The organism is Bradyrhizobium sp. 45 (genome assembly GCF_023073155.1).
Classification (GTDB): domain Bacteria; phylum Pseudomonadota; class Alphaproteobacteria; order Rhizobiales; family Xanthobacteraceae; genus Bradyrhizobium; species Bradyrhizobium canariense_D.
Map to the genome: position 1 here is coordinate 1,238,336 of NZ_JADPIX010000122.1, position 26,401 is coordinate 1,264,736.

24 protein-coding genes and 1 pseudogene are annotated in these 26,401 nt (G+C 64.4%); 18 read left to right on the forward strand and 7 right to left on the reverse strand.

Translation table 11 applies throughout. The features are described 5' to 3' along the window. Positions 1-285: 285 nt before the first annotated feature. From IVB42_RS26405 to IVB42_RS26415, 3 genes are read left to right on the forward strand one after another with little or no spacing between them, the layout of a single operon-like run. Entirely contained in the window at positions 286-825 is a 540-nt protein-coding gene (locus IVB42_RS26405; protein ID WP_085351930.1) for a thiamine pyrophosphate-binding protein, read from the forward strand. Next, the gene (locus IVB42_RS26410) at positions 825-1,415 is read left to right on the forward strand and encodes a thiamine pyrophosphate-dependent enzyme (RefSeq protein WP_143273367.1); all 591 of its coding nucleotides are present in this window, start codon (positions 825-827) and stop codon (positions 1,413-1,415) included. Before IVB42_RS26405 ends, IVB42_RS26410 begins: the two co-directional genes overlap by 1 nt. Positions 1,416-1,473: 58 nt before the next feature. Next, the gene (locus tag IVB42_RS26415; protein WP_085351929.1) at positions 1,474-2,247 is read left to right on the forward strand and encodes an SDR family oxidoreductase; all 774 of its coding nucleotides are present in this window, start codon (positions 1,474-1,476) and stop codon (positions 2,245-2,247) included. Position 2,248: 1 nt separating this feature from the next. Here IVB42_RS26415 and IVB42_RS26420 read toward each other — a convergent pair whose 3' ends face one another. Genes IVB42_RS26420 through IVB42_RS26430 form a run of 3 tightly spaced genes read right to left on the reverse strand, consistent with a single transcriptional unit; the run spans position 2,249 to position 6,010 of the window. Further along, positions 2,249-3,043: an IclR family transcriptional regulator gene (locus tag IVB42_RS26420; RefSeq protein WP_085361518.1), complete on the reverse strand. Its 795-nt coding sequence runs from the start codon at positions 3,041-3,043 to the stop codon at positions 2,249-2,251. 17 nt (positions 3,044-3,060) lie between these two features. Then, a complete protein-coding gene (locus IVB42_RS26425; RefSeq protein ID WP_085385314.1) occupies positions 3,061-4,788 on the reverse strand; it encodes an FAD-dependent oxidoreductase in 1,728 nt (575 codons plus the stop codon). Between the two features lie 7 nt (positions 4,789-4,795). Beyond that, on the reverse strand, positions 4,796-6,010 hold the full coding sequence (locus IVB42_RS26430) for an ABC transporter substrate-binding protein (RefSeq protein ID WP_085351926.1): 1,215 nt from the start codon (positions 6,008-6,010) through the stop codon (positions 4,796-4,798). A 352-nt stretch (positions 6,011-6,362) separates the two neighbouring features. Between IVB42_RS26430 and IVB42_RS26435 the strand changes: the two are divergent. The 13 genes and pseudogenes from IVB42_RS26435 (at position 6,363) to IVB42_RS26490 (ending at position 19,850) form a co-directional block, all read left to right on the forward strand. Next, a pseudogene (locus IVB42_RS26435) lies at positions 6,363-7,665 on the forward strand (MFS transporter). A gap of 195 nt (positions 7,666-7,860) precedes the next feature. After that, positions 7,861-9,210 carry an extracellular solute-binding protein gene (locus IVB42_RS26440; protein WP_247295053.1) on the forward strand — a complete coding sequence of 450 codons (1,350 nt, stop codon included), beginning with the start codon at positions 7,861-7,863 and terminating at the stop codon, positions 9,208-9,210. 55 nt (positions 9,211-9,265) lie between these two features. Continuing rightward, the gene (locus tag IVB42_RS26445; RefSeq protein ID WP_085361515.1) at positions 9,266-10,183 is read left to right on the forward strand and encodes an ABC transporter permease; all 918 of its coding nucleotides are present in this window, start codon (positions 9,266-9,268) and stop codon (positions 10,181-10,183) included. Next, on the forward strand, positions 10,180-11,082 hold the full coding sequence (locus IVB42_RS26450) for an ABC transporter permease (protein ID WP_018454025.1): 903 nt from the start codon (positions 10,180-10,182) through the stop codon (positions 11,080-11,082). The genes IVB42_RS26445 and IVB42_RS26450 overlap by 4 nt, the downstream gene beginning before the upstream one ends. An 8-nt stretch (positions 11,083-11,090) precedes the next feature. Further along, entirely contained in the window at positions 11,091-12,197 is a 1,107-nt protein-coding gene (locus IVB42_RS26455; RefSeq protein WP_247471343.1) for an ABC transporter ATP-binding protein, read from the forward strand. 21 nt (positions 12,198-12,218) lie between these two features. After that, positions 12,219-12,710, forward strand: a complete 492-nt coding sequence (locus IVB42_RS26460; RefSeq protein ID WP_247295051.1) for a (2Fe-2S)-binding protein — start codon at positions 12,219-12,221, stop codon at positions 12,708-12,710. Positions 12,711-12,712: 2 nt separating this feature from the next. After that, positions 12,713-15,100, forward strand: a complete 2,388-nt coding sequence (locus IVB42_RS26465; RefSeq protein WP_247295049.1) for a xanthine dehydrogenase family protein molybdopterin-binding subunit — start codon at positions 12,713-12,715, stop codon at positions 15,098-15,100. A gap of 11 nt (positions 15,101-15,111) precedes the next feature. After that, positions 15,112-15,909, forward strand: a complete 798-nt coding sequence (locus tag IVB42_RS26470) for a xanthine dehydrogenase family protein subunit M (protein ID WP_247295047.1) — start codon at positions 15,112-15,114, stop codon at positions 15,907-15,909. A 17-nt stretch (positions 15,910-15,926) separates the two neighbouring features. After that, on the forward strand, positions 15,927-17,417 hold the full coding sequence (locus IVB42_RS26475) for an amidase family protein (RefSeq protein ID WP_085352025.1): 1,491 nt from the start codon (positions 15,927-15,929) through the stop codon (positions 17,415-17,417). 240 nt (positions 17,418-17,657) lie between these two features. Beyond that, on the forward strand, positions 17,658-18,119 hold the full coding sequence (locus tag IVB42_RS26480) for an Hsp20 family protein (protein ID WP_247471346.1): 462 nt from the start codon (positions 17,658-17,660) through the stop codon (positions 18,117-18,119). Between the two features lie 133 nt (positions 18,120-18,252). After that, the gene (locus IVB42_RS26485; RefSeq protein ID WP_085395707.1) at positions 18,253-18,585 is read left to right on the forward strand and encodes a hypothetical protein; all 333 of its coding nucleotides are present in this window, start codon (positions 18,253-18,255) and stop codon (positions 18,583-18,585) included. Next, a complete protein-coding gene (locus IVB42_RS42065; protein WP_018454033.1) occupies positions 18,585-18,710 on the forward strand; it encodes a hypothetical protein in 126 nt (41 codons plus the stop codon). The genes IVB42_RS26485 and IVB42_RS42065 overlap by 1 nt, the downstream gene beginning before the upstream one ends. Before the next feature lie 27 nt (positions 18,711-18,737). Then, positions 18,738-19,850, forward strand: a complete 1,113-nt coding sequence (locus IVB42_RS26490) for a trypsin-like peptidase domain-containing protein (protein ID WP_018454034.1) — start codon at positions 18,738-18,740, stop codon at positions 19,848-19,850. A gap of 105 nt (positions 19,851-19,955) precedes the next feature. On the opposite strand, the gene IVB42_RS26495 is transcribed toward IVB42_RS26490, so the two are convergent. After that, positions 19,956-20,855: a LysR substrate-binding domain-containing protein gene (locus IVB42_RS26495; RefSeq protein ID WP_018454035.1), complete on the reverse strand. Its 900-nt coding sequence runs from the start codon at positions 20,853-20,855 to the stop codon at positions 19,956-19,958. A 198-nt stretch (positions 20,856-21,053) separates the two neighbouring features. Between IVB42_RS26495 and IVB42_RS26500 the strand changes: the two genes are divergently transcribed. Then, positions 21,054-21,851, forward strand: coding sequence for a fumarylacetoacetate hydrolase family protein (locus IVB42_RS26500; protein WP_085361511.1), 798 nt, complete (start codon positions 21,054-21,056; stop codon positions 21,849-21,851). 186 nt (positions 21,852-22,037) lie between these two features. On the opposite strand, the gene IVB42_RS26505 is transcribed toward IVB42_RS26500, so the two are convergent. Continuing rightward, positions 22,038-22,889, reverse strand: coding sequence for a CoA ester lyase (locus tag IVB42_RS26505; RefSeq protein ID WP_162496395.1), 852 nt, complete (start codon positions 22,887-22,889; stop codon positions 22,038-22,040). Further along, the gene (locus IVB42_RS26510) at positions 22,889-23,392 is read right to left on the reverse strand and encodes a MaoC/PaaZ C-terminal domain-containing protein (protein WP_018454038.1); all 504 of its coding nucleotides are present in this window, start codon (positions 23,390-23,392) and stop codon (positions 22,889-22,891) included. Before IVB42_RS26510 ends, IVB42_RS26505 begins: the two co-directional genes overlap by 1 nt. Before the next feature lie 179 nt (positions 23,393-23,571). Here IVB42_RS26510 and IVB42_RS26515 point away from each other — a divergent pair, with 179 nt between their 5' ends. After that, on the forward strand, positions 23,572-24,738 hold the full coding sequence (locus IVB42_RS26515) for an acyl-CoA dehydrogenase family protein (RefSeq protein ID WP_007613843.1): 1,167 nt from the start codon (positions 23,572-23,574) through the stop codon (positions 24,736-24,738). A 69-nt stretch (positions 24,739-24,807) separates the two neighbouring features. Here the strand turns inward: IVB42_RS26515 and IVB42_RS26520 are convergent, their stop codons facing one another. Then, complete coding sequence (locus tag IVB42_RS26520) at positions 24,808-26,394, reverse strand: AMP-binding protein (protein WP_247295044.1); 1,587 nt, start codon at positions 26,392-26,394, stop codon at positions 24,808-24,810. Positions 26,395-26,401: the final 7 nt, after the last annotated feature.

Genomic DNA, 26,401 nt, shown 5'->3' on the forward strand with positions numbered 1-26,401 from the left:
GTGCGGGAGAAGGTGGCGCGAAGCGCCGGATGAGGATATCTCTCCGCGCATATGGATGCGGATGAGTTCGCGGAGAGATACCCCTCACCCAAATGAGTTTGTATCTGTCAGCGGTGATGTCCTCTCCCGCAAGGGGAGAGGGCGCAGCCATGCGCATCGTGCGCTGTCCCACCGGCAGCGGAAGAGGCAGCTATACAATCCCTCGATACCTGATCGCGCCAGACGGTCAGAGCTTTGGCGCCTGAACATCGCTAGAGTGCCTCTCGAAATCCACGGAGACCAGCGGTGCACAGCCTTCAATCCAATCCCGACACGCGCGCAGACGATTGGCCGTCCGAGCTCTACCGCATCCTGAAAGCCGCCGACGTGCGGCAGATGTTCTACGTTCCCGATGCCGGTCACAGCCAGCTCATCCGCCTGTTCTCCGCCGACCGCGACGTCACCACCAACGTGCTGACGACGGAAGAGGAGGGCGTCGCCATCGCCGCAGGCGCCTGGCTCGGCGGCCAGCGTAGCGTGCTCTTGATGCAGTCGAGCGGGGTCGGCAATTGCATCAACATGCTGTCGCTGTCGGCGATCGGACGATTTCCACTGCTGATGCTGGTGACGATGCGCGGCGAATGGGCCGAGTTCAATCCCTGGCAGGTGCCGATGAGCCGTGCGACGCAGCCCTCGCTGGAAGCGATTGGTTTGAAGGTGATGCGCGCGGAGACGGCGGAGGATCTGGTCGAGACCGTGGAATCGGCCGCAGCGCTCGCCTACGATTCCGATCAGCAGATCGCGGTGCTGATCGGGCAACGCCTGATCGGCAAGAAGAAGTGGTGATGCCAATGCAAGCTCAGCTCGACCGCCGCGCCGCCGTCGCCGCGCTCCTGAAGAATCGCAAGGACACGCTGGTCGTGTCCGGCCTCGGCTCGCCGACCTATGATCTTCATTCGGTCGGCGACCATGACGGCAATTTCTATCTCTGGGGCGCCATGGGCGGCGCCGCGCTGATCGGGCTTGGCCTCGCGCAAGCCCAGCCGGGAAAGCGCGTCCTCGCTTTGACCGGGGATGGCGAGCAATTGATGGGCCTCGGCGGCATCGCCACCATCGGCGTCGCGCGCCCGCGCAATCTCGACATCGTCGTGATCGACAACCAGCATTTTGGCGAGACCGGTATGCAGGCCAGCCACACCGGGCGCGGCGTCGATCTCACTGCGATCGCTGTGGCCTGCGGCTTTGCCGCGACCGGGACCGTGCGGACGCTCGAGGAGGTGGAACGTCTGGCGACGCAGCTCGACGAGCCGGCCGATGGCCCGCGCCTTTTTGTCATCAAGGTTCTGGCCGAAAATCCGCCGCGCTCGCTACCCTCGCGCGATGCCGTCTTTATCAAGAACCGGTTCCGTGCTCATCTTAGCTTCGCGTCGGTCTGAGCCGGGTTTCTCGCCCGGCGACAGTCTGCTGTCGAAGCAGCTACTCTGGAGTGAGACCATGAAACTATCCGGCAAGGTCGCCGCCATCACCGGCGCGGCGCGCGGTATCGGCAAGGCTTGCGCAAAGCGATTCCTGGACGACGGCGTCAAGGTCGTCATCTCGGATGTCGATGCCGAGGGCTTGGCCGCGACGGCCGCCGAACTCGCGCGACCGGATGCCTTGCGCACTGTCGTCGGCAATGTCGCAAAGCGTGCCGATGTCGACCAGCTGGTCGCAACTGCCGCAAAAGAGTTCGGCCGGCTCGATATCATGGTCAACAATGCCGGCGTCGCTCGCAACCGGGACCTCCTGGAGATCTCCGAAGAAGAATTCGATGAAATCATCGGCATCAACCTGAAGGGCGCGTTCTTCGGCGTGCAGGCGGCGGCGAAGCAGATGATCGCGCAAGGCGGCGGCGGGGTCATCATCAACATGTCCTCGGTCAATGCACTGCTGGCAATCCCGGCGCTTGCGACCTACGCCATGTCCAAGGGCGGCATGAAGCAGCTCACCTCGGTCGCTGCCGTCGCACTCGCTCCGCACAATATTCGTGTCGTCGCGGTCGGGCCGGGCACGATTCTGACCGACATGGTGGCATCGTCCATCTACACCTCGGAAGATGCCCGCAAGACCGTGATGTCACGCACGCCGGCCGGCCGTGGCGGCGAGCCGAGCGAAGTTGCCTCCGTCGTCGCGTTTCTTGCGAGTGACGATGCGTCCTACATCACGGGGCAGACGATCTATCCAGATGGTGGGCGGTTGATTCTGAATTACACGGTGCCGGTGAAGTAGATCACTCCGCCGCAGCCGTCATCCCGTGACCCAGTCGTTTCGAAATGCCGCCCGCGCAATCGCGTAGCGCATGGGCGATCGGGCTGTCCCAGCGCGCGTCAAAAGTGCCTTCCGGCCCCATCGCGGTGATTACCAGCGCGACATGGCCGGAATGATCGAACACCGGCGCAGAGAATGCGTTGACGCCGGGCAGGGGGTCGCCGAGCGCGCGGGCGAGGCCGTGCTTGCGGACCTCTGTGAGCATCTCAGTGACCTTCGCGCCTTTCACGGCGCGCTTCGGATTATAGCCGACGCCATGACGATCGAGGCCGCTTTCGAGCGCGGCGTTGATCGTCTTCTCCGGCAGGAAGGCCGCAAAGGCGCGGCCCGTGGCCGTCTCCAGCAGTGCCATCACCGAGCCGGCGCGCATCACGATGTGAACGGGCTGGCCGGGTTCTTCGAGCTGCACCACGGTCGGGCCGTGCGTCCCCCACACCGCGAGCGAGACCGCATGCCCGATCTGACTTGCGAGCGCCGCGATCTTCGGTCCTGCGATGCGTACGCCGGATAGTCGGCGCAGGCTGATCAGGCCGAGCTCCAGCGCCAGCGCGCCGATCTCGTAACGGCCGGTGGTCTCGTCCTGCTCGATCAGGCCGATGCGGGAGAAGCTGGCGAGATAGGGATGCGCTTTGGCCGGCGTCATGCCGGCCTCGCGCGCGAGATCGCGCAGCATCATCGGCTCGCCGCATCTTGCAAGCGCGCGGAGCAATTCTCCGCCGACCTCGATCGACTGGATGCCGCGGCTCTCTCTTTTCATGCGCCTCCTGGCGTGGCTTACGCCGCGTTGCGCTTGGCGGCGCTGTCGGCGAGATGACGGCCGGCAATGTAGCCGAAGGTCAGCGCCGGCCCAAGCGTGATGCCGGCGCCCGGATAATTGCCGCCCATGATGCTCGCCATGTCGTTGCCGGCGGCATAGAGCCCGGGAATCACCCGTCCCTCCGCATCGAGCGCCCGCGCGTTCTCGTCGGTGACGATGCCGGCATAGGTGCCGAGATCGCCGACCACCATCTTGATGGCGTAGAACGGGCCGTTCTCGATCGGCGCGACGCAGGGGTTCGGGCCGTGCAGCGCATCGCCCTGGTAGCGGTTATAGGCCTTTGAGCCCTTGCCGAAGGCGGCGTCGTGTCCCTGTGGTGCGGTCGCATTGAACTGCTTGACGGTCTCGGTAAACGCGCTGGCATCGATACCCGCTTTTGCCGCGAGTGCCTCCAGTGTCTCGCCGCGCATGAGATATCCCGTCTTGAGGTGATGACCCAGCGGCATCGGGAACGGCGGCACGCAGCCGAGGCCGTATTTGCGCAGGGTCTGGTGATCGCAGACCAGGTACGCCGCGATCTCCTCGCCGGGTTTCGCCGCCTTGACCATGGCCTGGACGAAGTCGTGATAGGAATTGCCCTCGTTGGCAAAGCGCTTGCCGTCACGCATCACCGCGATCACACCGGGTTTGGCGCGGTCGATGAAATGCGGCATCACGCCGTGTGAGCCGTCCTTGCGCTTGGTGACCGAGACCGGGACCCAGGCTGCCGCGTTCGGCAGCCTGTCCTCGACATGTCCGCCGGCGCGTTCTGCGAGCCGCAGCCCATCGCCGGTGTTGCCGGTCGGTCCCGGCGAAAAATGCTCGTTCCCGGTCGGCGCGTGCGGGAACATCTTCTTGCGCCGTTCGACATCATGCGGGAAACCGCCGCAGGCGAGCACGACGCCTTGTCTCGCACGAATGCGGACGTCGCGTCCGTCGCGGGCGACAATGGCGCCCGTGACAGTGCCGTTCTCGACAGTGAGCTCGCGCACCGGCGAGGACAGCCACATCGGTATCTTCAGGTCCTGGGCCGATTTTGCCAGGCGCCCGGCGAGCGCATTGCCGTTGGTCAGCGTCATGCCGCGGCCATAGCGCAGTACGTCCATCAGATGCCGCGACAGGCGCTTTGCGACATAGACCGCCGAGCTTAGGGACTTCGTCGCGCGCATGAAATGGACGATGTCTTTGCCGGATCCGAGCATCATGCCGAATACGGTCAGCTCGGGCAGGGGCATGCCGAGGGTCTTGATCTGGTCGCCGAGTTCGCGGCCGTCGAACGGGCGCGCCACCATCGAACGACCACCCTGGGCGCCGCCGGGCGCCTCGGCGTGGTAGTCCGGGAACACCAGCGGCATGTCGAAACGGAGCGCCGTCTTGCTGGTGAAAAAATCGATCGCCTCGGGCCCGGCGCTCAGGAATGCATCGACGCGCGCGGCTTCAAAGTTGTTGCCGGCTTCGTGCCGCAGGTAAGTCCGCGCCTGCTCCGGTGTCTCCTCGATGCCGTAGGCCTTGGCCAGCGAGGTACCGGGAATCCAGAGCCAGCCGCCGGAGCGGGCGGTGGTGCCTCCGAAGCGCGGCTCCTTCTCGACGATCAGCACGTCGAGGCCGCGATAGCGCGCGGTGATGGCGGCCGACATGCCGGAGCAGCCCGATCCGGCCACGAGCACATCGCACTCGTAAGTCTCGTTGCGCTCGTTGCCGGTCATGCAGGCCTCACTTCTTGAGCAACGGACATTTCGACTCGGAGACCGGGCGGAAGGCGTCCTCGCCCTTCACCGTCTTGATGATCTCCAAATAATCCCACGGTTCCTTGGACTGCTCGGGTGTTTTCACCTTGGCGAGATACATGTCGCGAATGACGCGGCCGTCCTCGCGCAAGCGTCCGCCATGAACGAATGTATCCTCGATCGGCAGCTCGCGCATCTTGGCCATCGCCTTGGCGGGATCATCGGTGCCGGCGGCCTTGATGGCCTTGAGATAATGCAGCACCGAGCCGTAGACGCCGGTCTGAATCATGGTCGGCATCACCTTGGTGCGCTCGTAGAATTTCCGCGACCATGCGCGGGTCGCCTCGTCCATGTTCCAGTACGAGGCCGTGGTCATGTAGGTACCCTGCGCGGATTTGAGGCCGATCGCGTGGACATCGGTGTCGAACATCAGGAGGCCGACCAGCTTCTGGCCACCCTGCACCAGGCCGAACTCGCCGGACTGCTTGATGGCATTGTCGGTGTCCTGGCCCGCATTGGCGAAAGCGACGACGTCCGATTTCGAGCTTTGCGCCTGGAGTGCAAAGGACGAGAAATCGGCCGTATTGGTGGGGTGCTTCACGCCGCCCAAAACCTTGCCGCCCATCTCGTTGATGAAGCGCGTGGCATCCTTCTCGAGCTGCTGCCCGAAGGCGTAGTCGGCGGTGATGAAGTACCAGGATTTTCCGCCTTCCTTGATCACGGCGGAGGCCGTCACCTTCGACAGCGCGTAGGTATCGTAGGTGAAGTGCACGGTGTTCGGGCTGCAAAGCTCGTCGGTCAGCGAACTCGCGCCGGGCCCGGAGAGCAGCGCAATCTTGTTGCGCTCGCGCACCATATTGTGGACGGCGATCGCGATGCCGGAATTGGGGATGTCGACGACGGCATCGACCTTGCCGTTGTCGAACCAGCCGCGCACAATCTGCACGCCAACATCGGTCTTCATCTGGTGATCGGCGCTGATGATCTCGATCGGCTTGCCGAGCACGGTGGGCCCGAATTCCTCCAAGGCCATTTTCGCGGCCTCCACGGAGCCCGGCCCGCTGTTGTCGCGGCCCCAGCTCGACAGATCCGTCAGCACGCCGATCCGCACGGCGTCGTCGGAGATTTGCGCGTTCGCAACGGTGGTCATGGCAGCCGAAGTCATGGCCGCGAGCATGGCGCAGGCCAAAAACCCTCTCATCGTCGTTCCCTCTCGTTTATGGGCGCGCTTGGCGCGGCCGGTTATTGTGGCAGCAAGTTAGATATTAGCAAATAAGTTTGTCAATGGAGAATAAAGGCTCCGCGTCGTCTTGGCGAAGGCCGGGACCCATACCGCGTGATCTCTCGAAGTCGGGCGGTCGCAGTACCGGGGCGCCGGTCTTTGCCAAACTCCTCCCTGTGATTATGGGTCCCGGCCTTCGCCGGGACGACAGTGAGGAGGCAGTGGCGCGAAAATCTCGCATTCTGATCTTGGGAGAACTAACACTCCCGCAAGTTGCAACCGCCACAACGATTGGCCATCATGTCGCCCAGGAATCTTGGGGCGGATGGCAATGACGGCAGCATCGGGAGTCTCCACTGCGGCGGAGAAATCGACGACGGCGCATGTGGTGTGGGCAGCCGCGCTCGGCACCGCGATCGAGTGGTACGACTTCCTGATCTACGGCACGGCGGCGGCGCTCGTGCCTGAACAAGCTGTTCTTCCCGAGTTTCGATCCCATGGTCGGCACGCTGGCGGCGTTCTCGACCTATGCGGTCGGCTTTGTCGCGCGGCCGATCGGCGGTGCGATCATCGGGCATTACGGCGACCGGCTCGGCCGCAAGAAGATGCTGGTCGCGACCATGTTCGCGATGGGACTGGGCACGTTCCTGATCGGTTGCCTGCCGACCTACAGCCAGATCGGCGTCTGGGCGCCAATCTTCCTCGTCATTTTGCGCTTCGTCCAGGGCATCGGGCTCGGTGGGGAGTGGAGCGGCGCGGTGGTCATGGTGGCCGAGCACGCCGGCAACCGTCGCGGCTTTTACGGCAGTCTGGTGCAGATCGGCTTCCCCGTCGGCGTCGCCGCGTCCACCGGCATTTTCGGTCTGATGACGCAGCTGCCCGAAGCGGACTTCCTGAGCTGGGGCTGGCGCGTGCCGTTTCTGATCAGCATCCTGCTCGTCGGTGTCGGCTTCATCGTGCGGCTGAAACTCGCGGAGACGCCGCACTTCAAGGAGGTGCTCGAGCGCAAGGAGGTGCTGGCGCAGCCGGTGCTGGAAGTCCTGCGCCGCGACTGGCGCAGCTTCCTGCTGGCGATCGGCATCACGGTGTCCGAAGTCGGGCTCGCTTATCTCCTCACTGTTTTCACCGTGGTCTATGCCACGACGCAGCTCGGCCTTCCGCGGCAGGTGATCCTCAACGCGGTGGTCTATGCCGCGCTCGTCGAGCTCGCGACGCTGCCCCTCGCAGGCTGGCTGTCCGACATCTTCGGCCGCAAAGCGCTGTATCTCGCCGGCGGCGTGTTCTCGGTGGCGCTGGCGTTTCCGTTGTTCTGGTTCCTCGACACCAGGGAGCCTGCGCTGATCACGCTCGCGCTCGTCGTGACGATGACACTGACGCATGCGCTGTTGTTCGGGCCGAAGGCGGCCTTCATGCCGGAGCTGTTCCGTACCCAGGTGCGCTATAGCGGCGCATCGCTGGGAGCCAACGTTGCCGCCGCGCTCAGTGGCGGCTTCTCGCCGCTGATTGCGACGGCACTGCTTGCATGGGCCGCCTCGTACCGGCCGGTGTCGGTGTATATCATCGCACTGTCGGTCATCACCATCATCGCAACGTTGATAGCGCCGGAGACCGCGCGGGACTCGCTCAGGTCCTGAGGGCCGCCTTCATCTTATGCGCGTTGCCAAAAGCCGGTGCAGCGGGGCGAATCATTAGCCGCGTTTATGCAGCGAATTTTTACTTCCAATTTTACTTCACGACCTCCCGCCCATAGCCTCCCTCGCAATTGATCACATCCGCAGCCGGTCAATGGCGACCGGTGCGCACGTTCATTGTAGCCAACGAGGGTTGCCATGCTTGACAGGGACAAGGGGACATCCACTGCCAATCCGGCGGGGACGAGCGACAAGTCTGCGAAAAAGCTGAGCAGGCGCACGCTGTTGAAGGGCGCCGCGGCGGTGGCCGGCGCGGCTGCAGGATCGGACGCGATCCGCGGATTCCCAACCATCTGGGCGCAGGAGATCAAGGACATCGAGCTGCGCCATGTCGGCGTGTCCTATTCGGTGGTGAAGGCGATCGGCGACCAGGCGGCCAAGGATCTCGGCTTCAAGGTGACGATGCAGAACCTCGACACTTCCGCCGCCATCAACCGCTTCATAAGCCAGCCAAATACGGTCGATATCGCCGATCTCGAGGGCTGGCAGGCCAAGCTCGCTGCCAAGCGCGGCGTGATCCAGGGCATCGAGGTCAAGAAGGTCAAGGAGTTCGACAACATCCTGCCGATCTTTACCAAGGGCGAGATCGACGGTCACAAGATCCCGCGCCAGGGCATCTCGCCCTACGAGGCCATGTATATCGCCAAGCCCGATTCGACCGATTTGAGCGACGGCGTGACCGAATGGGCGACCTTCCTGCCGCAGGTCTACAACGCCGACTCCATCGGCTATCGCCCCGACCTCGTCGGCCATGAAGTCACGGAATGGAAGGATCTGATCGATCCGAAATTCAAAGGCAAGGCCGCGATCCTCGACGTGCCCGCAATCGGCATCATGGACGCCGCGCTCTGCTTCGAAAGCGCCGGGCTGATCAAGTACGGAAACAAAGGCAACATGACCAAGGAGGAGATCGACTTCACCTGCAACAAGCTGATCGAGCTCAAGAAGCAGGGCCAGTTCCGCGCGACCTGGACCACCTTCGACCAGTCGGTGCAGCTGATGGCGGCGGGCGAAGTGGTCATCCAGTCGATGTGGTCGCCGGCGGTTGCCGCGGTACGCGTGAAGGAAATCCCCTGCGTCTACGCGCCGGTCAACATCAAGAACGGAAAGGAAGGCTATCGCGGCTGGTGCAACGGCATGGGCCTGATGAAACATCTCTCCGGCAGGAAGCTGGACGCGGCCTACGAATATCTCAACTGGTATCTGTCGGGCTGGCAGGGCGGTTTCGTCGCGCGCTACGGCTATTACAGCCCGGTCCCTTCGACTGCGAAGAAATTCCTCACGGCGGCCGAATGGGCGTTCTGGTACGAGGGCCAGCCCGCGCCCGAGGTGGTCAACGACCCCTATGGCGTGCCGATGGAGAAGAGCGGCACCAAGCGTGACGGCGGCTCGTTCCTCGACCGCGTCAAGAACATCTCCTGCTGGAACACGCTGATGGACGAAGCCGCCTACATGAACAAGCGCTGGAACGACTTCAAGGTGGCCTGAAACCTGCTTTCCCTGACGTGAACGAAGCGCCGGCGCGGCGATGCGCCGGTGCCAAATGACCGACTTCGAGGCGTTTGCCGACATGCAGCCAAGTCTTAGTCCAGCTCAAACCCCACCACGCGCAAATCTCGCCGGCTGGCTCTACGTGTCGCCGCTCGTGCTGGTGCTTGTACCGTTCTTCGTGGCGCCGATCCTGGTCGTGCTGGCCGCGAGCTTCTTCGCCACCGACGGCTTCGGCGGGCTGACGCCGGGCTTCACGCTCGCAAGCTATGTCGAGGTGCTGCATTCGGCGCTGACGCTGAAGCTGTATCTGGCGACGATCAAGTTCACGTTGCTGACCTGGATCTTCACGCTGATCATCGGCTTCTTCGTCGCATACTTCCTGGTTTTCCACGTCCGCAACCAACTACTGGCGATTGGCCTGTTCCTGCTCTGCACGGTGCCGTTCTGGACCTCGAACATCATCCGGATGATTTCCTGGATTCCGCTGCTCGGCAAGGAAGGCCTGATCAACCAGGCGCTGCTGGGACTCGGTGTGATCCGCCAGCCGCTTGAGGTGCTGCTGTTCTCCGACCTTGCGGTGGTCATCGCCTATGTCCATCAGCTCACCATTTTCATGATCGTGCCGATCTTCAATTCCATGGCACGGATCGACAAGAAGCTGATCGAGGCCGCGATCGATGCCGGCGCCAGTCGTTTCGACATCATGCGGCTGATCGTGGTGCCGATGTCCAAGAGCGGCATCGCCCTCGGCACCATCTTCGTCGTCTCGATCGTGATGGGCGATTTCTTCGTGGTCAAGGTGATGTCCGGCGGCGGCTCGGCCTCTGTGGTCAGCGCCTTCTACGAGGATGTCGGCGTGCTGCAATATCCGACCGCGGCGGCGAGCGCAGTATTGCTGACGCTGGTGCTGGTCGCGATCGTCTCGCTGATCCTGCGCACGGTCGACATCAGGCAGGAGATCACGCGATGAGTGCGGTTCTCGCCGACATGCCCAAGGCTGATGTGTCAAAGGCGATCGCGCCGGTGACAAAGGCGATTGCGCCGAGCAAGGGCGGTCGGCCGTGGACGTTCTATGTTCTGGCGACACTGTTCGCGTTCTATGTGATTGCGCTGTACGGCCCGATGTTCTGTATCTACGTCCTGTCGTTCCAGGACATCCGTGGCGGCCTCGTGTTCCCGATGAAGGGCACTTCGCTGCACTGGTTCGTCGATCTCTTCACCCAAGTGCGGACCGGCGACGTCAAGGGCTCGTTCGATCGTTCGATCAAGCTCGCGATCATCGTCACTATCATCACAGTGGTGGTGTCGTTCCTGGCCGGGCTCGGTTTTCGCAAGCGCTTTCGCGGCGACACCGTCGTGTTCTACATGATGATCGGCAGCCTGGTCGCACCGGGACTCGTGCTCGGCCTCGGTACCGGTCTGTTGTTCCAGGCCCTCGGCCTCAATGCGAGCTGGTACACCTCGGCGCTCGGCGCGCAACTGTCATGGACGCTGCCGTTCGGCGTGCTCGTGATGTTCGCGGTGATGTCGCGCTTCAACCACGTCTGGGAGGAGGCGGCCTACGACCTCGGCGCCAGCCGTTGGCAGTCGATCCGGCTGGTGATGATCCCGGTGCTGGCACCCGGCCTGGTGGCGGTCGCGCTGTTCGGCTTCACGCTCTCCTACGACGAGTTCGCCCGCAGCCTCCAGACCGCGGGCTCGCTCAACACGCTGCCGCTGGAGATCTGGAGCATGACGCTGAACGTCACCTCGCCTTCGCTCTATGCGCTCGGCACCGTGACTACCATCGTCTCCTTCATTGTCATCGGCGCGAGCCTGGGCAGCATCGTGCTGATCCAGAAGAAGCGCGGCAGCAGCACAAAGGGTTGAGCTGGGAAATGAAGAGCGATCGCGGCGATATCGAACTGGCGGGCGTCTGCAAGAGCTTTGACGGAGTCGGCAATGTGGTCGACGGCGTCAACCTCAAGATCGCCGACGGCGCCTATTGCTGCTTCATCGGCCCCTCCGGCTGCGGCAAGACCACGATACTGCGCATGATCGCCGGCCACGAGGACCCGACCGCCGGCGAGATCGTGATCGGCGGCCAGAACGTCGTCGGGCTCGCGCCGGTGCAGCGGCGCACCGCGATGATGTTTCAGTCCTACGCGTTGTTCCCGCATCTCACCGTGCGCGAGAACATCGCCTTTGCGCTCCGCGTGCGCGGCATGTCGAAGGCCGATCGCCTCCGCGCAGCCGATGCCATGATCGAGAAGGTGCATCTGACGCAATTCGCCGACCGCCTTCCAGCGCAGCTCTCCGGCGGCCAGCAGCAGCGCGTGGCGCTGGCGCGTGCCGCGATCACCGAGCCGAGGGTCCTGTTGCTCGACGAGCCGCTGTCCGCGCTCGACGAACAGCTCCGCGTGCAGATGCGTCAGGAGCTCAGGCGAATGCAGCAGGAGCTCGGCATCACCTTCGTCCACGTGACCCACACCCAGCTCGAGGCGATCGCGCTCGCCGATCTCGTGGTGGTGATGGAGCAAGGCAGAATCAAGCAGGCGGGCGCGGCACGCGATGTCTACGCCCATCCGCATGATCGTTACGTCGCCGAGTTCATGGGCGGGCAGAACGTGCTGTCGGGACGGGTCGAGAAGGTCAACGGTTCGACCTTTACGCTCGCACAGGCCGCGCCTGATGGCATCGAGGTCCCGCTTCAGGCGCGGTCCACGGTCAGCGTCGGCCACAAGATCGACATCGCCGTGCGCCGCGACGATGTCGCGCTGGTCCGGCCGGGCAGGGCGCTGCCGCCGGGCTGCTCCACCTCGCTGCCGAGTCGCGTGCTCGCGATCGAATACCAGGGCTATTTCGTCAAGGTCATGCTCGACACCGTGCCGGACGACGCGTTCGTGGCCTACGTGCCGGAAAAGACTTTCTTCGCGGATCCCTTCACCGTCGGCGATGTCGTGATGGCCACATGGGCCACCGGCAGCGCGCTTCCACTCGCCTAAAGACCCGTCGCGCACAGGAGTATGATCGTGCAGATATCCTTCACACTCAACGGACGGCCGACAACTGTGGATGTCGAACCGGCGACGCTGGTCGCCGAGCTGCTGCGCGAGCGGCTCAACCTCACCGGCACCCATATCGGCTGTGACACCAGCCAGTGCGGCGCCTGTGTCGTGCACCTCGACGGCCTGCCGGTGAAGAGCTGTACGCTGCTTGCGCCCGCGCTCGACGGTGCGACGCTGCTCACCATCGAGGGCCTGCAAGGTGTGCCGGGTTCGAACCGGCTGCATCCGATGCAAGAGGCATTTCGCGAGCATCACGGTCTGCAATGCGGCTTTTGCACACCCGGCATGCTGATGACGGCGGTGGCGCTCGCGGCCGAGAAGCCGAACCTGACGGAGGTCGACGTCCGTCACGGCCTCGAAGGCAATATCTGCCGCTGCACCGGCTATCAGAACATCGTCATCTCGGTCATGGCAGGCGCCGCCGCCATGAACGTGGCCAAGGGAGAGTGACCATGGGCCATGTGATCGGGATCGGCGCTTCACCTAAACGGAAAGAGGACCAGCGCTTCCTCACCGGACGCGGCAGTTACGTCTCCGACATCAAGCGTCCGGGCATGACGGCGGGTGTGTTCGTGCGCTCGCCGCACGGACACGCGATCCTGCGCGGCATCGACAAGAGTGCGGCCCTGGCATCGCCCGGCGTCATCGCGGTGCTGACCGGCGAGGATGCCGCCGCCGACAAGCTGGGCTCGCTGCCCTGCGGCTGGGGTATCTCGGATGCCAAGGGCGTGCCGATGAAGGAGCCGCCGTTCCCGATGCTGGCGCAGGGCAAGGTGCGCTTCGTCGGCGACATGGTGGCTTTCGTCGTCGCGGAGACGCCGGCGCAGGCCGGCGCGGCAGCCGAGCTGCTGACAGTCGATTACGAGGTGCTGCCCTCGGTGGTCGGCGTGCTCGAAGCCGTGCGGCCCGGCGCGCCGCAACTGTTCGACGACGTTCCGAACAACATCTGTTGCGATTGGGAGCTCGGCGACAAGGCCGCGGTCGAGACCGCCTTCCGGAAGGCGGCCCATGTCGCAAAGCTCAGCCTCGTCAACAACCGGTTGATCGGCAACCCGATGGAGCCGCGCGCGGCGATCGCCGAATACGAGCCCGGCACGGATCGCTTCACGCTTTGGACCACCAGCCAGTTCCCGCATGTCGTGCGCTTCCTGATGGGCGCGCTGGTGCTGAACATTCCGCAGCACAAGCTACGCGTGGTCGCGCCCGATGTCGGCGGCGGCTTTGGCGTCAAGCAGTTCCACTACGGCGAAGAGGCCGTGATTACCTGGGCCGCCAAGCGCGTGATGCGGCCGATCAAATGGGTCGCGAGCCGGTCGGAAGGCTACGTCTCCGATCGCCACGGCCGCGATCACGTCACCGAGGCCGAACTCGCACTGGACGAGACCGGAAAATTTCTGGCCTTCCGTGTCAACACGCTCGCCAATATGGGCGGCTATCTCTCGACCTTCGGACCGAACATCCCGACCAATCTCTACGGACCGCTGCTCGGCGGCGTCTACACCACGCCAGCGATCTACTGCAACGTGAAGGTGGTGTTCACGAACACGGTTCCGGTCGACGCGTATCGCGGCGCGGGCCGACCCGAGGCGACCTTCGTGCTGGAGCGCATCGTCGACGTCGCAGCCAGCGAGATGGGCATCGACCGCGTCGAGATCCGCCGACGCAACATGATCCCGAAGGGGGCCTACCCGTATCAGACGCCGGTGCTGGTGCAGTACGATTCCGGCGATCCGATGGGGTGTCTCGACGGCGCTCTTGTCGCGGCCGACGTCAAGAACTTCGGTATCCGCAAGGCGGAGTCGGCGCGCAGGGGCAAATTCCGTGGACTCGGCTACTCGACCTATGTCGAGGCCTGCGGCCTCGCGCCGTCACGCTTCGCGGGGCGATTGGGCGCGCGTGGCGGGCTCTATGAGAGTGCCACCGTGCGGGTGCATCCGACCGGCCAGGTCACGGTCATGATCGGCACGCACAATCACGGCCAGGGCCACGAGACGACGTTCGCGCAGATCGTCTCGGAAAAGCTCGGCGTCGCGTTTGACAATGTCGACATCGTGTTCGGCGATACCGATCGCGTGCAGTTTGGCATGGGTACCTATGGCTCGCGATCGCTGGTGGTCGGCGGCGCGGCGCTGTCGAAGGCGACGGACAAGGTGGTCGCGAAAGGCAAGAAGATCGCGGCGCATCTGCTTGAAGCGGCCGAAGTGGATATCCAGTTCGAGGCCGGAAAATTCTCGGTCGCGGGCACCGACCGCATGAGGACGTTCGAGGAGATCGCGGGCGCCGCCTACGTGCCGCACGACTATCCGCTCGAAGTGCTGGAGCCGGGGCTCGAAGAGCAGGCTTATTATGATCCCGTCAACTTCACCTATCCCGGCGGCTGCCACATTGCCGAGGTCGAGATCGACCCGGAGACCGGCACGGTGACGCTGGTCAATTACACCGCGGTGGACGACGTCGGCACTGTCATCAACCCGATGATCGTGGAGGGCCAGTTGCACGGCGGCATCGTGCAGGGCGTCGGTCAGGCGCTGTACGAGAACGCGGTCTATGACGAGGGCTCGGGCCAGCTGCTATCGGGCTCGCTGATGGACTATTGCATGCCGCGCGCCGACCACATGCCGATGATGAACATCGCGACCCATTCGACGCTGTGTACGCACACGCCGATGGGCGTGAAGGGCTGCGGCGAGGTCGGCACCATCGGTTCGCCGGCCGCCGTCATCAACGCGGTGGTCGATGCGCTGTCGCATCTCGGCGTCACCCATGTCGACATGCCGGCAACGCCGAACCGGATCTGGCGCCTGCTGCAGAACGCGTCGCTGCCGGTCGCTGCGGAATAGGGAGGATGACAATGAAGCCGTTTGCCTATCACCAGCCGGACCGGATTCCCGACGCTGCCAAACTGCTGACCTCGATCGAAGACAGCAAGCTCCTCGCCGGCGGCATGACGCTGATCCCGACGCTGAAGCAGCGGCTCGCCAGTCCGCCAGCCCTAGTCGACCTGTCGAGGCTCGGAGATCTGAAGGGCATCACCAACGACGGCGGCACCATCACCATCGGTGCAATGACGCCACATGGCATGGTAGCAGCCTCGAAGCTGGTGCAGACGAAGATCCCGGGTCTCGCCGCGCTGGCCTCGATGATCGGCGATCCCGCCGTACGCATCCGCGGCACTATCGGTGGCTCCGTCGCGAACAACGATCCGTCGGCCGATTATCCGGCAGGTGTGCTCGGATTGGGCGCGACCATCGTCACCAGCACGCGCGAGATCGCGGCCGACGGGTTCTTCCGTGGTCTGTTCGAGACCGCGCTTGAACCTGGCGAGATCATCACGGCGATCCGCTTTCCCGTGCCGCTCAGGGCGGGCTACGCCAAGTTCAAGGCGCCGGCGTCGCGCTATGCGCTGGTCGGCGTGTTCGTCGCGAAATTCGCCGATGGTGTTCGCGTGGCCGTGACCGGCGCGGGCTCCGGCGTATTCCGCGTTCCCCCGATGGAAGAAGCACTGTCGCGAAATTTCGATCCGTCCGCGATCGCGGCGATCAGGATCGACACCGACGGTCTCACCTCCGATGTCCACGCCGAAGCCGACTACCGTGCACATCTCGTCACGGTCATGGCCAAGCGCGCCGTCGACGCGGCGCTCAGCTAGCTCTTTTAGGGTTGATGATGACTGATGGTTCCGGCCGAACGGCCTTCCCGCCGGTGCCGACTGGCCTTGGCTCGCTTTCCGCAACCGAGATCCTGGCCGGCTACCGGCGCAAGGCGTTCACTCCGCGCGATGTCGTCGACGACACCATTGCCGCACTGGAGGCGACGAACGAGGCCTGCAACGCGGTGGTGACGCCGATGTACGGGCAGGCGAGGGCGGAGGCCGACCGTCTCACCAGGGAGATGCGCGCCGGCGAGACCAAGGGAGCGCTCGCCGGTGTCCCCGTCACGATCAAGGACCTGGTCTTTGTCGCGGGCGTGCCGGCCTATGGCGGCTCACCGATGAACAAGGCGTTCGTGCCCGATGTCGACGCGGCGGTTGTCTCAGCGCTGAAGGAAGCGGGTGCGATCGTCACCTGCAAGACCACGACCTGCGAGTCCGGTTACAAGTTGACGGCGGACAGCCCGGTCACCGGCACCACGCGCAATCCCTGGAACCCGGGTCGCACCAGTGGCGGATCGAGCGGCGGCGCGGCGGCGGGCGTTGCCGCCGGCTGCGGTCCGATCGCGATCGGAACCGATGGGGTCGGCTCGATCCGCGTGCCCTCGTCCTTCTGCGGTGTGTTTGGCCTGAAGCCGACCTTTGGCCTGGTGCCCCGTTCGCCCGGCTTCTCGCCACCGTCCTGGGGCTCGCTCGCGCATACCGGGCCGATTACGCGCACGGTCGCGGATGCCGCGCTGACGCTGGAGATCATCGCTGCTTACGATCTGCGCGATCCCGCGAGCCTGCCGGTGGCGGCGCGTCGGTTCGATACGAAGGCCGCGCCGTTGAACGGCATTCGCATCGGCGCCAGCGTCGATCTCGGCTACGCCGCGGTCAGCCCCGATGTGCGCGCGGCGTTCGGCAAGGCGCTGGCCATTCTCGATGCCTGCGGCGCGCAGGTCACCATGGATGGTCCGGGCCTCGATCCCGGGATCCTGGAGCACACGCTGAAGCCGATCGCCTTTACCGAACAGGCGGGCGCGGTCTCGAGCAAGACCACGGCCGATCTCGCCAGCTCCGAAGCAGATTATCTTGACGTCATCAGTGCCGGCAGGCGCTACAGCGGCACGGACTATATCGAAGCAGGGTATCGCCGCGCCCAGGCTCGCAGCAGCTTCCTGAAGCTGTTCGAGCGCGTCGATGCGCTGGTGACGCCGACCGTCGCGGTGACCGCGTTCGAGGCCGGCCGCCTCGGCGTCGACACGATCGACGGCGGCAATGTCGATCCGCATCTCGGCTGGTCGCCCTTCACCTGGCCGATCAATCTCGCCGGCCTTCCGGCCGCGACGCTGCCCTGCGGCTTCGATCGCGATGGGCTGCCGATCGGCTTGCAGATCGTCGCTCCCTGGCTCGACGAGCCCACGATCTTCCGCATCGCCGCTGCGTTCGAAGCGGCCCAGCCATGGGCGGCGTTCTGGCCGCAGCTGGCGTTGCGCGAACCGGATCGTGCCCGCGCGAAGGCGTGAGCCGAACCCGGCCTGGAGCGGGCCGGCCGCGTCCTGCCGGTCGGCCTCTGCGCCCGAAAAATTTTTCGAGGGGCCCTCTTGAAGTCGACTTGCGTTCTTCTAAGTCATTTTCGCCGCGAGAGCGGTGTGCCGGGTGCCCGCGAGGGGCCCGGAGCGGGCGCCGGGCCGGTGTCTTTGGACCCGTCTAAAACCCTGTCCTGCGCTCCTTCGTATCCATCTTGCTCTTTGGAGGACTTGGTTATGAGGACCACGTTTGACTTCGCGCCCCTGTGGCGCTCCACCGTCGGCTTCGATCATCTGGCGGGTCTCGTCGACAGCGCGCTGCGCCAGGCGAGCGAAGACAACTATCGCCCCTATAACATCGAACGCTCCGGCGAAGATCACTACCGGATCAGCCTCGCTGTGGCGGGCTTTGGCGTCAACGATATCACGGTGACGGCCGAACAGAATGCGCTGACCGTCGAGGGCAAGAAGCCCGAAGGTGCGACGGGCGAATATCTGTACCAGGGTATCGCCGCACGGCCGTTCCGGCGCGTGTTCAACCTGGCCGATTATGTCCAGGTGAAGCAGGCGTCCTTCCAGGACGGCCTCTTGATCATCGACCTCGTCCGTGAGGTTCCGGAAGCGATGAAGCCGCGCCGGATCCAGATCGCGGGCGCGGCCTCTCCTGCAACTCAGATCGAGCAGAAGAAAGCAGCCTAAGCGCTCGATCGAGGGGAATGGTGGAACGCGGCGCTCAGATATGCGCGCCGCGCTCCCACATGCATGAGAGAACGGCCATTCGATCATCAGCACATCCATCCCTTCGAAAGGAGCGTCAGGGGAGGCCCAACCGATGACAAACGTGAATACGAATTCCGGAAATCTCAACCCGCTGTTTCATCCCGCGGTTCACTACGGTTCGCCCGCGGATGTCCTGAATGCAAAGGAGCTCTCCACGCCGGAGAAGCGGATCATTCTGTCGTCATGGGCGTCCGACATGTACGCCGTCGAATCCTGTCCCGCTTTGCGTGAAATTCCCGGCATGAACCGTACGATTCGGCTCGCCGATATTCTCGCGGCCCTGCGCCGGCTCGACGGCGACAATGACGACGACCCGCCGCGCGGCGGCGGCGTCCCGATGCGCTTGCGGCGGCCTTGGGCCGCCGCAGAACGGCGAGGCGCGTGATGCTCACGCAGGCCGTTCTTGCTCTGGTGCTGGTCGGCCAGGTCTCCGCGGCCTGGGCCATTCCATTTCTAGCCTTGCAAGGCTGGCTCGACGTGCCGCCAGACAAACGTGAAGCGGCTCTCTGATTTCAATCTCAGACGATGCGACTGGTCATGAAGACGATTGCTATGCGTTCGTTCTCGCTTGCGTTGCTGGTGCTGATACTGACGGCGTCACATCCCGCCGCAGGCCAGATCCCCGATCTGAAGCCGGGCGGCTCGGTGCCGACTTTGGCGCCTCTGGTTCGGCAGGTGACGCCGGCGGTGGTCAACATCTCGGTGCACGGCCGGGTACGCGAGGACAATCCGCTCTATCGTGACCCGCTGTTCCGCGAATTCTTCGACGTTCCGAGGCAGATCGAGAAGGAAGTCAGCGCGACCGGCTCCGGCGTGATCGTCGATGCCCGGAGCGGCTACGTGCTGACCAACAACCACGTGGTCGAAGGCACCTCCGCCCTCCAGATCACGACCAAGGACGGCCGGCAGTTTTCCGCAAAGGTCGTCGGCCGCGACTCGCCGACGGACGTCGCCGTGCTCCAGATCCAGAATCCGACCGGACTGAAGGCGCTTCCCCTCGGTGACAGCGACGCACTGGAAGTCGGGGACTTCGTGCTCGCGATCGGCAATCCCTTCGGCCTCGGCCAGACGGTGACGTCGGGCCTCGTCAGCGCCCTAGGCCGAACCGGCCTCGGCAAGCAGGGTTATGAAGACTTCATTCAGACCGACGCCGCTATCAATCCCGGCAATTCCGGCGGCGCGCTGGTCAGCCTGCAGGGCGAACTGGTCGGCATAAATTCGGCCATCATCTCGCCCGCTGGCGGCAATGTCGGTATTGGCTTTGCCATTCCCGTCAACATGGCGCGCAAGGTGATGGAGCAGATCATCGCCACCGGCAGGGTCGAGCGCGGTCGCATCGGCATTTCGCTGAAGGACCTCCACCCGTCCGTCAACAAGGGACGCACCGAAGGCGCGCTCATCGCCGAAGTTGCCGCGGATTCGCCGGCCGAGAAGGCTGGCCTGCACAAGGGCGACATTGTCACCACGGCGGAGGGCCGCCCGATCCGCACCGCCGCGCAGCTGCGCAATACCATTGGTCTTGCGCGGGTCGGCGACGAGGTGAAGCTCGCTCTGCTGCGCAACGGCACACCGCTCACGGTCCTCGTCCGAGTGGCTCCAGCAACCGAGCCGCGCAATGCCAATGCAGGAAGCAACCGCCTCGTTCGCTAGGCCAATCAAAGAGGATATCACCGCAGCAAGCCGGTCGCTCTTTGTCTGCGATCGTGGACCCGGGACGCAGTTTGGGACGACCGCTGCGCGAACGTCCGGATGGCTTTATCCCAGCTCGATCGGCTCGCCGCGGCCGCTGAGCTCCTCGTCGAGGCGCAGATAGTGCGCGAGATAGTCGTGCAAGGCGGTCGCCGCCTTCGAGGTCGCGCCGCTCGACTTGTAAAGCAGCAGCTCGATCTTCGGCAGCGGCGGCAGGCCCTCGTTCGGGCCGATCTCGCGCATCGCCGGCACCAGCGCGCTGCGGCCGAGTACGGTCACGGCCATGCCGGCGAAGGCCGCCGCCTGGAGGCCGCCGACGCTTTCGCTGACGCAGGCGATGCGCCAGCGCAGATTCGCACGTTCCAGCGTGTCAATCGCGTAGTCGCGATAGATGTTGCCGGGCGGCAGCAACGCCAGCGGGATAGGCCGTTCCTGGTGCGCGGAGGACTGCTCGCCGGTCATCCAGACCAGTTGCTCGCGCCGTACCACCTGGCCGCCCGTAAAATCGTTCATGCGGGTGACGAGCGCGATGTCGACATCGCCGCGCTTGACGAGGCCCACCAGCGGCGTCGAGAGCGCGCAATTGAGCTCGACCTGGACGCGCGGGAATGATTTTCGGAACACGCTGAGGATCTGCGGCAGCATGAAGGCGGCATAGAGGTCGGGCGTGCCGAGCACGACCTGACCCTCGATCTCCTGTGACGCCAGCTGCGAAATCAATTCGTCATGCAACCTCAGGATGGATTTGGCGTAGGTGAGAACCGTGGTGCCGTCCTCGCTCAGCGTGAGCCGGCGCCCGACATGCTCGAACAATTGCTTGCCGGTGAGCTCCTCCAGCCGCTGCAATTGCAGAGTGATCGCCGGCTGAGTGCGGCCCAGCCGCCGCGCGGTCTCGGTGATGCTGCCGGTCTCGACCACGGAGATCAGCGACCGGAGCATGCGGATATCGAGGCTGATGAGGTTCATGCGGCGTCCATGTCGCCCAGAATTTATGCAAGTTCCATGCTAGGGTGAAAGGGAGCCGGTTCGGAAGGCTCGGCTGCAGCCGGCCTGTTCTAAATTAGTCGACGTGCCGGTCCAGCATTGCTGGCATACTGAATATTGATTATCAGGCGGCTCGGCGCGCATTATGCGCCCAACGAACATAAAAAGGGAGCACAAGCCATGAAAGAGACATCAGCAACGCGACGGGAGCTGCTCGCAATTGCCGCGGCGGCAAGTGCTGCCTCAATCGCGGAAGTTGCGCCGGCCGCGGCGCAGGCCGGCCCGAAGCCGATCTTTCCAGTGCCGATGGTCACCATCCCGATCGTCGGCGAAACTCAGGTGTTCCAGGTCCGCCGCATCTACTGCATCGGGCGCAACTACGCGGCGCACGCGATCGAGCGCGGCTCGGACCCGAACCGCGAGCCGCCGTTCTTCTTCCAGAAGCCCACCGACGCGATCCAGAACGTCGCCGTGGGCGAAGTCGCCGATCATCCCTATCCGTCGCTGACCAAGAACTATCACCACGAGGTCGAGCTGGTCGCCGCGCTGAAATCCGGCGGCAGCAACATCCCGGCCGAGAAGGCGCTCGACCACGTCTATGGCTACGCGCTCGGCCTCGACATGACCCGGCGCGATCTCCAGAACGGGATGGCCGCGGAGAAGAAGCCGTGGGAGATCGGCAAGAGCTTTGACCACGCCGCGGTGATCGGCCCGATCCACCCGGCCAGCAAGACCGGGCATTTCGACAAGGGCGCCATCTCGCTGGCGATCAACGGGACGGTGAAGCAGAGCTCGGATCTCAGCAAGATGATCTGGAGCGTGGCCGAGCAAATCGCAAAACTGTCGGAAGCGTTCGAGCTGAAGGCCGGCGACATCATCTATTCCGGCACGCCGGAGAATGTCGGCCCGGTCGTGAAGGGCGACGTGCTGTTGTGCAAGCTCGACGGCTTGCCGGATATGTCGATCAAGATCGTCTAACGCTCCCCTCTCCCCGCCTGCGGAAAGTGAGGGGCCGGACGTTTCGCTTCGTCATGCCCGGGCTTGTCCCGGGCATCCACGTTTTGGGTGCCGGTTGCGTGGAAGCCCTGGATGGCCGGGACAAGCCCGGCCACGACGACGCTGAGAGTGGCTTCGATCCCATCTGTCGCAGCGCGGCGTCCTGATCTAACTCTGGCCGAGGATCTTCTTTGCGGCGCGAAGATGCGGCTTGTCGATCATCTGGCCGTCGAGGCGCAGCGTGCCGGAGTTCGGATTGCTCGCGAACGCCGCGATCACCTTCTCGGCCCAATTGCGCTCGGCTTCGGTCGGCTCGAACGCCGCGTTGACCACGTCGACGTGCTTGGGATGGATCAGCGCTTTCGCCGAAAAACCGTCACGCCGCGCCGCGCGCGTTTCCTGTTCGAGTCCGGTGAGATTGTCGATGTCGGTATAGACGGTGTCGATCGGCGCGACCTCGGCCGCGGCGGCCGCCATCAGGCAGAGATCGCGGGCCAGACGATAAGGGCTGTGGAACACGCCGCCCGCCGCTTTCTCAGTCGCGCCGAGCGAGGCCGAGAGATCTTCCGCGCCCCACATCAGGCCCGCGAGGCGAGGAGAGCAGCCCTTGTAGCTGCCGAGCCCGAAGATCGAAGCTGCGGTTTCGGTCGCGACGCAGACGATGCGTGTTGAGCCAATGGCGATACCAGCCGCAGCTTCCAAAGCTTCCAGCCAGGTCGCGACCTGTCGCACGTCGTCGCCGCCCTGCGATTTCGGCAGCACGATGCCGTCGGGCTGGCCCGGAATCACCGCGGCAAGGTCGGCGAGCGTCATGCCGGTGTCGAGCGCGTTGACGCGGACATAGAGCTGGTGGGGCTTGTTGCGGCCCTTCAGCATCGTCAGCGTCAACCCGCGCGCCTCCGGCTTCTTGTCGGTGACGACGGAATCTTCGAGATCGATGATCAGCGCGTCGGCGTTGCCTTCGCTGGCCTTCTCGAATTTGCGCGGGGAGTCGCCCGGCACGAACAGCATCGAACGCATCAGACCGGCCTCTTGTGCATCATCGCCATGCGGCGGCATTTGCCGACGATCTCGTCGTTCTGGTTGAGAGCGTGGTGCTCGAACTCGACGATGCCCGCCTTGGGGCGCGATTTGGATTCCCGCAACGAAAGCACCTTTGTCGTCGCCCGCAGCGTATCGCCATGGAAGACCGGTTTCGGAAAAGTGACGTCCGTCATGCCGAGATTGGCAACGGTGGTCCCCATGGTCGTATCATAGACCGTCATGCCGATCATGATGCCGAGGGTGTAAAGGCTGTTGAAAATGCGCTGGCCGAACTCGGTCTGGGCCGAAAAATGTGCGTCGATGTGCAGCGGCTGCGGATTGAGCGTCAGCAGGCTGAACAGGGTGTTGTCCATCTCCGTGACGGTCCGCGTCAGGGGATGCCTGAACTCCTGGCCCACCGAAAACTCCTCGAAATAAAGTCCGGCCATCGCGGTTTCCTCCCTGCGAAATAACGGCGCGCTCGCATCCTCGCGCCGCATGACCCTATGCATGCTACACACAGTTGATAGGGAAATTCACGTATCTGTACCCTGCTTTTCAAGTTAAAGAACGCAAGCGAAGGCACGTTCGGGCGCACCAATCCGCCACGGCCTTCGCGTGGGGAACGCGACGAGGGGGAGATTGCGCGTTCGCTTCTCCCAAGAAGGAGATCAAGAATATGGATTTCGCGCTCACCGCTCAGCAGGAAGCCATTCGCGACGCCGTCGCAAAGGTTTGCGAAGACTTTCCCGACGCCTATTGGCTGAAGAAGGACCACGACGGCGGCTTCCCGCACGACTTTCACAAGGCCATGGCGGACGCCGGCTGGCTCGGCATCTGCGTGCCGGAGGAATATGGCGGCTCCGGCCTCGGCATCACCGAAGCCGCGATTATGATGCGCGCCATCGCGGAATCCGGCGCCGGCATGTCCGGCGCCTCCGCGGTGCACATCAACGTGTTCGGTCTCAATCCCGTGGTCGTGTTCGGCACCGAGGAACAGCGCAAGCGCATGCTGCCGCCGATGGTCGAGGGCCGCGAGAAGGCGTGCTTTGCCGTGACCGAGCCCAACACCGGCCTCAACACCACACAGCTCAAGACCCGAGCGGTGGCCAAGAACGACCGCTATATCGTCAACGGCCAGAAGGTGTGGATCTCCACCGCGCAGGTCGCGCACAAGATCCTGCTGCTGGCGCGCACCACGCCGCTGGAGGACGTGCGCTCGCCGACGCATGGGCTGAGCCTGTTCTATACGGACTTCGACCGCAACAGGATCAAGGTCCACGAGATCGAGAAGATGGGCCGCAAGGTCGTCGATTCCAACGAGCTGTTCTTCGAGGACTTTGAAATCCCGATGGAGGATCGCATCGGCGAAGAGGGCAAAGGCTTCCAGTACATTCTCGAAGGCATGAACCCCGAGCGCATTCTCATCGCCGCGGAAGCCGTCGGCCTCGGCAAGCTCGCGCTGTCGCGCGCGACCGAATACGCCAAGACCCGCGTGGTGTTCAACCGGCCGATCGGCAAGAACCAGGGCATTCAGCATCCGCTGGCTGTAAACTGGGTCGAGCTCGAGGCGGCCTGGTTGATGGTGATGTCGGCGGCCTGGCAATACGACAAGGGCATGCCTTGCGGTGGCGCCGCCAATGCCGCGAAATACATTGCGGGTGAGGCCGGATATCACGCCTGCGAGCAGGCGGTGATGACCCATGGCGGTTTTGGCTATGCCAAGGAGTTTCACGTCGAGCGTTACTTGCGTGAAGTTCTGATTCCGCGCATCGCGCCGGTCAGCCCGCAGCTTGCGCTGAGCTTCATCGCGGAAAAGGTGCTTGGACTGGCCAAGTCATACTAAGCTCGAACACGTACCATTGCCGGGCGCCGCGATATTCGCGCCCGATCACCGTGACGCGCTACGGCAGAGCTATTCGGCCGCGATCCGGTCCATCGCCATGGCCCGAAGCCGGGCGCGCTGGATCTTGACGCCGTTCGCGCTGTCGGTGACGGGGAAGGCCTCCACGACGTAGATCCGAGCCGGGACCTTGTAGCCGGCGAGCCGCTCGCGCAGGCGCGCGATCAGCGCGTCCTGCCGCGGCGGCTCGTGGTGGGTTTCCCGAGCGGGGATCACGAAGGCAACGCAGCGTGCGTTTCCCTTCAGATCGACCGCGACGACCTGGGCGTCGGCCACGCCAGCGCACGATTTGAGTTCGTCCTCGATCTCGCCGGGCGCAACCAGGAAGCCGCCGAGCCGCATGGCGTCGCCCGCGCGGGTTTCGTAGACGAAGGAGCCGTCGCCGCGCAGCTGGCCGATATCGCCGGTGCGGAAGAAGCCGTCCGCGGTGAAGGCGTCGCGCGTCGCGTCGGGATTGTTGTAGTAGCCGAGAAAGAGTGACGGCGCACGGATCTCGATCTCGCCGGAGACGCCGCGAGGGGCGAGTTCGCCGGTCTCGGTGTCGCGCACCCGGACCTTGGCCTCCGGCGACATCGGCCAGCCGCCGCCCTCGATGCGATCGGCGAAGCCATCACTCGAGCGTGCGATCGAGAACAGCGCCTGCACCTCGCTCGAACCGTAGAGGCCGTGCAACGGCATGCCGCGCGCTTCGGCCTCCGCCGCAAGCTCGCGCCAGCCGGGCTGGAACGCGGCAAAGCCGCATGCCTCGAGATGCGGAAATGGATGCGGCGCGTCGGTGAGGGCGAGGATGCGGCGGAACATCTCGTCGGAACCAAAGGCGTGCGTGATCCCGCACTCGCGGAGAATCTTCAGCGCCGGCGCGGCCTCGAAGGCGTCGAGCGCATGGACGGCCGCGCCCGCTGCGACGAAGCCGAGCAGGCTCGTCATGCCAAAAGTGCCGCAGAACGGCAGCATCGCCAGCAGCGCATGGCGCTGCGGCGAGAGTTTGAGCGCCTTGGCAACGGCGGCGGCGTGCGTGGCCAATGTTCGCTGTGAATGCGCGACAAGCTTCGGTCCCTTGGTGGTGCCCGACGTCGTGTAGAGCAGCAGAGGCAGACCGACGTCCTCCTCCTCCGGCGTAGCCGGCGGATAAGGCTTGTCGAAGGCGTCGAAGCGTACGCATGGCCATTGGGCGGGAATCTCATCCGCGCCGACCACCGCGAGTTCTCGCAGCGCGGGCACCTCGTCCTTGGCGACGTCGGCGAGAATAGCGGCAAAGTCGATCGAGCGGAACGCGGCTTCGATCACCATCACACGGGCGCCGGACAGCTTCAGGAGATGCGCGACCTCCGCGCTGCGGTAGCGTGTATTGACGGCGGCGACGATTGCCCCACGCCGGGCGGCGGCGAACAGCAGTGCGATCCATTCGATCCGGTTGACCAGCCAGACCGCGACGACGTCGCCCTTGCCGATACCGCGCGCGGCAAGCCAGGCGGCGGTCTGCTCGATCTGTTCCGAGAATTCGGCGCGCGAAACCAGCGTGCCGTCGAACACGAAGGCGGGATCAGCGGCCGCCTCGGCCCGGATCAGCGATTGCAGCGAGAATTCATTGGCGCTCATGGCAACC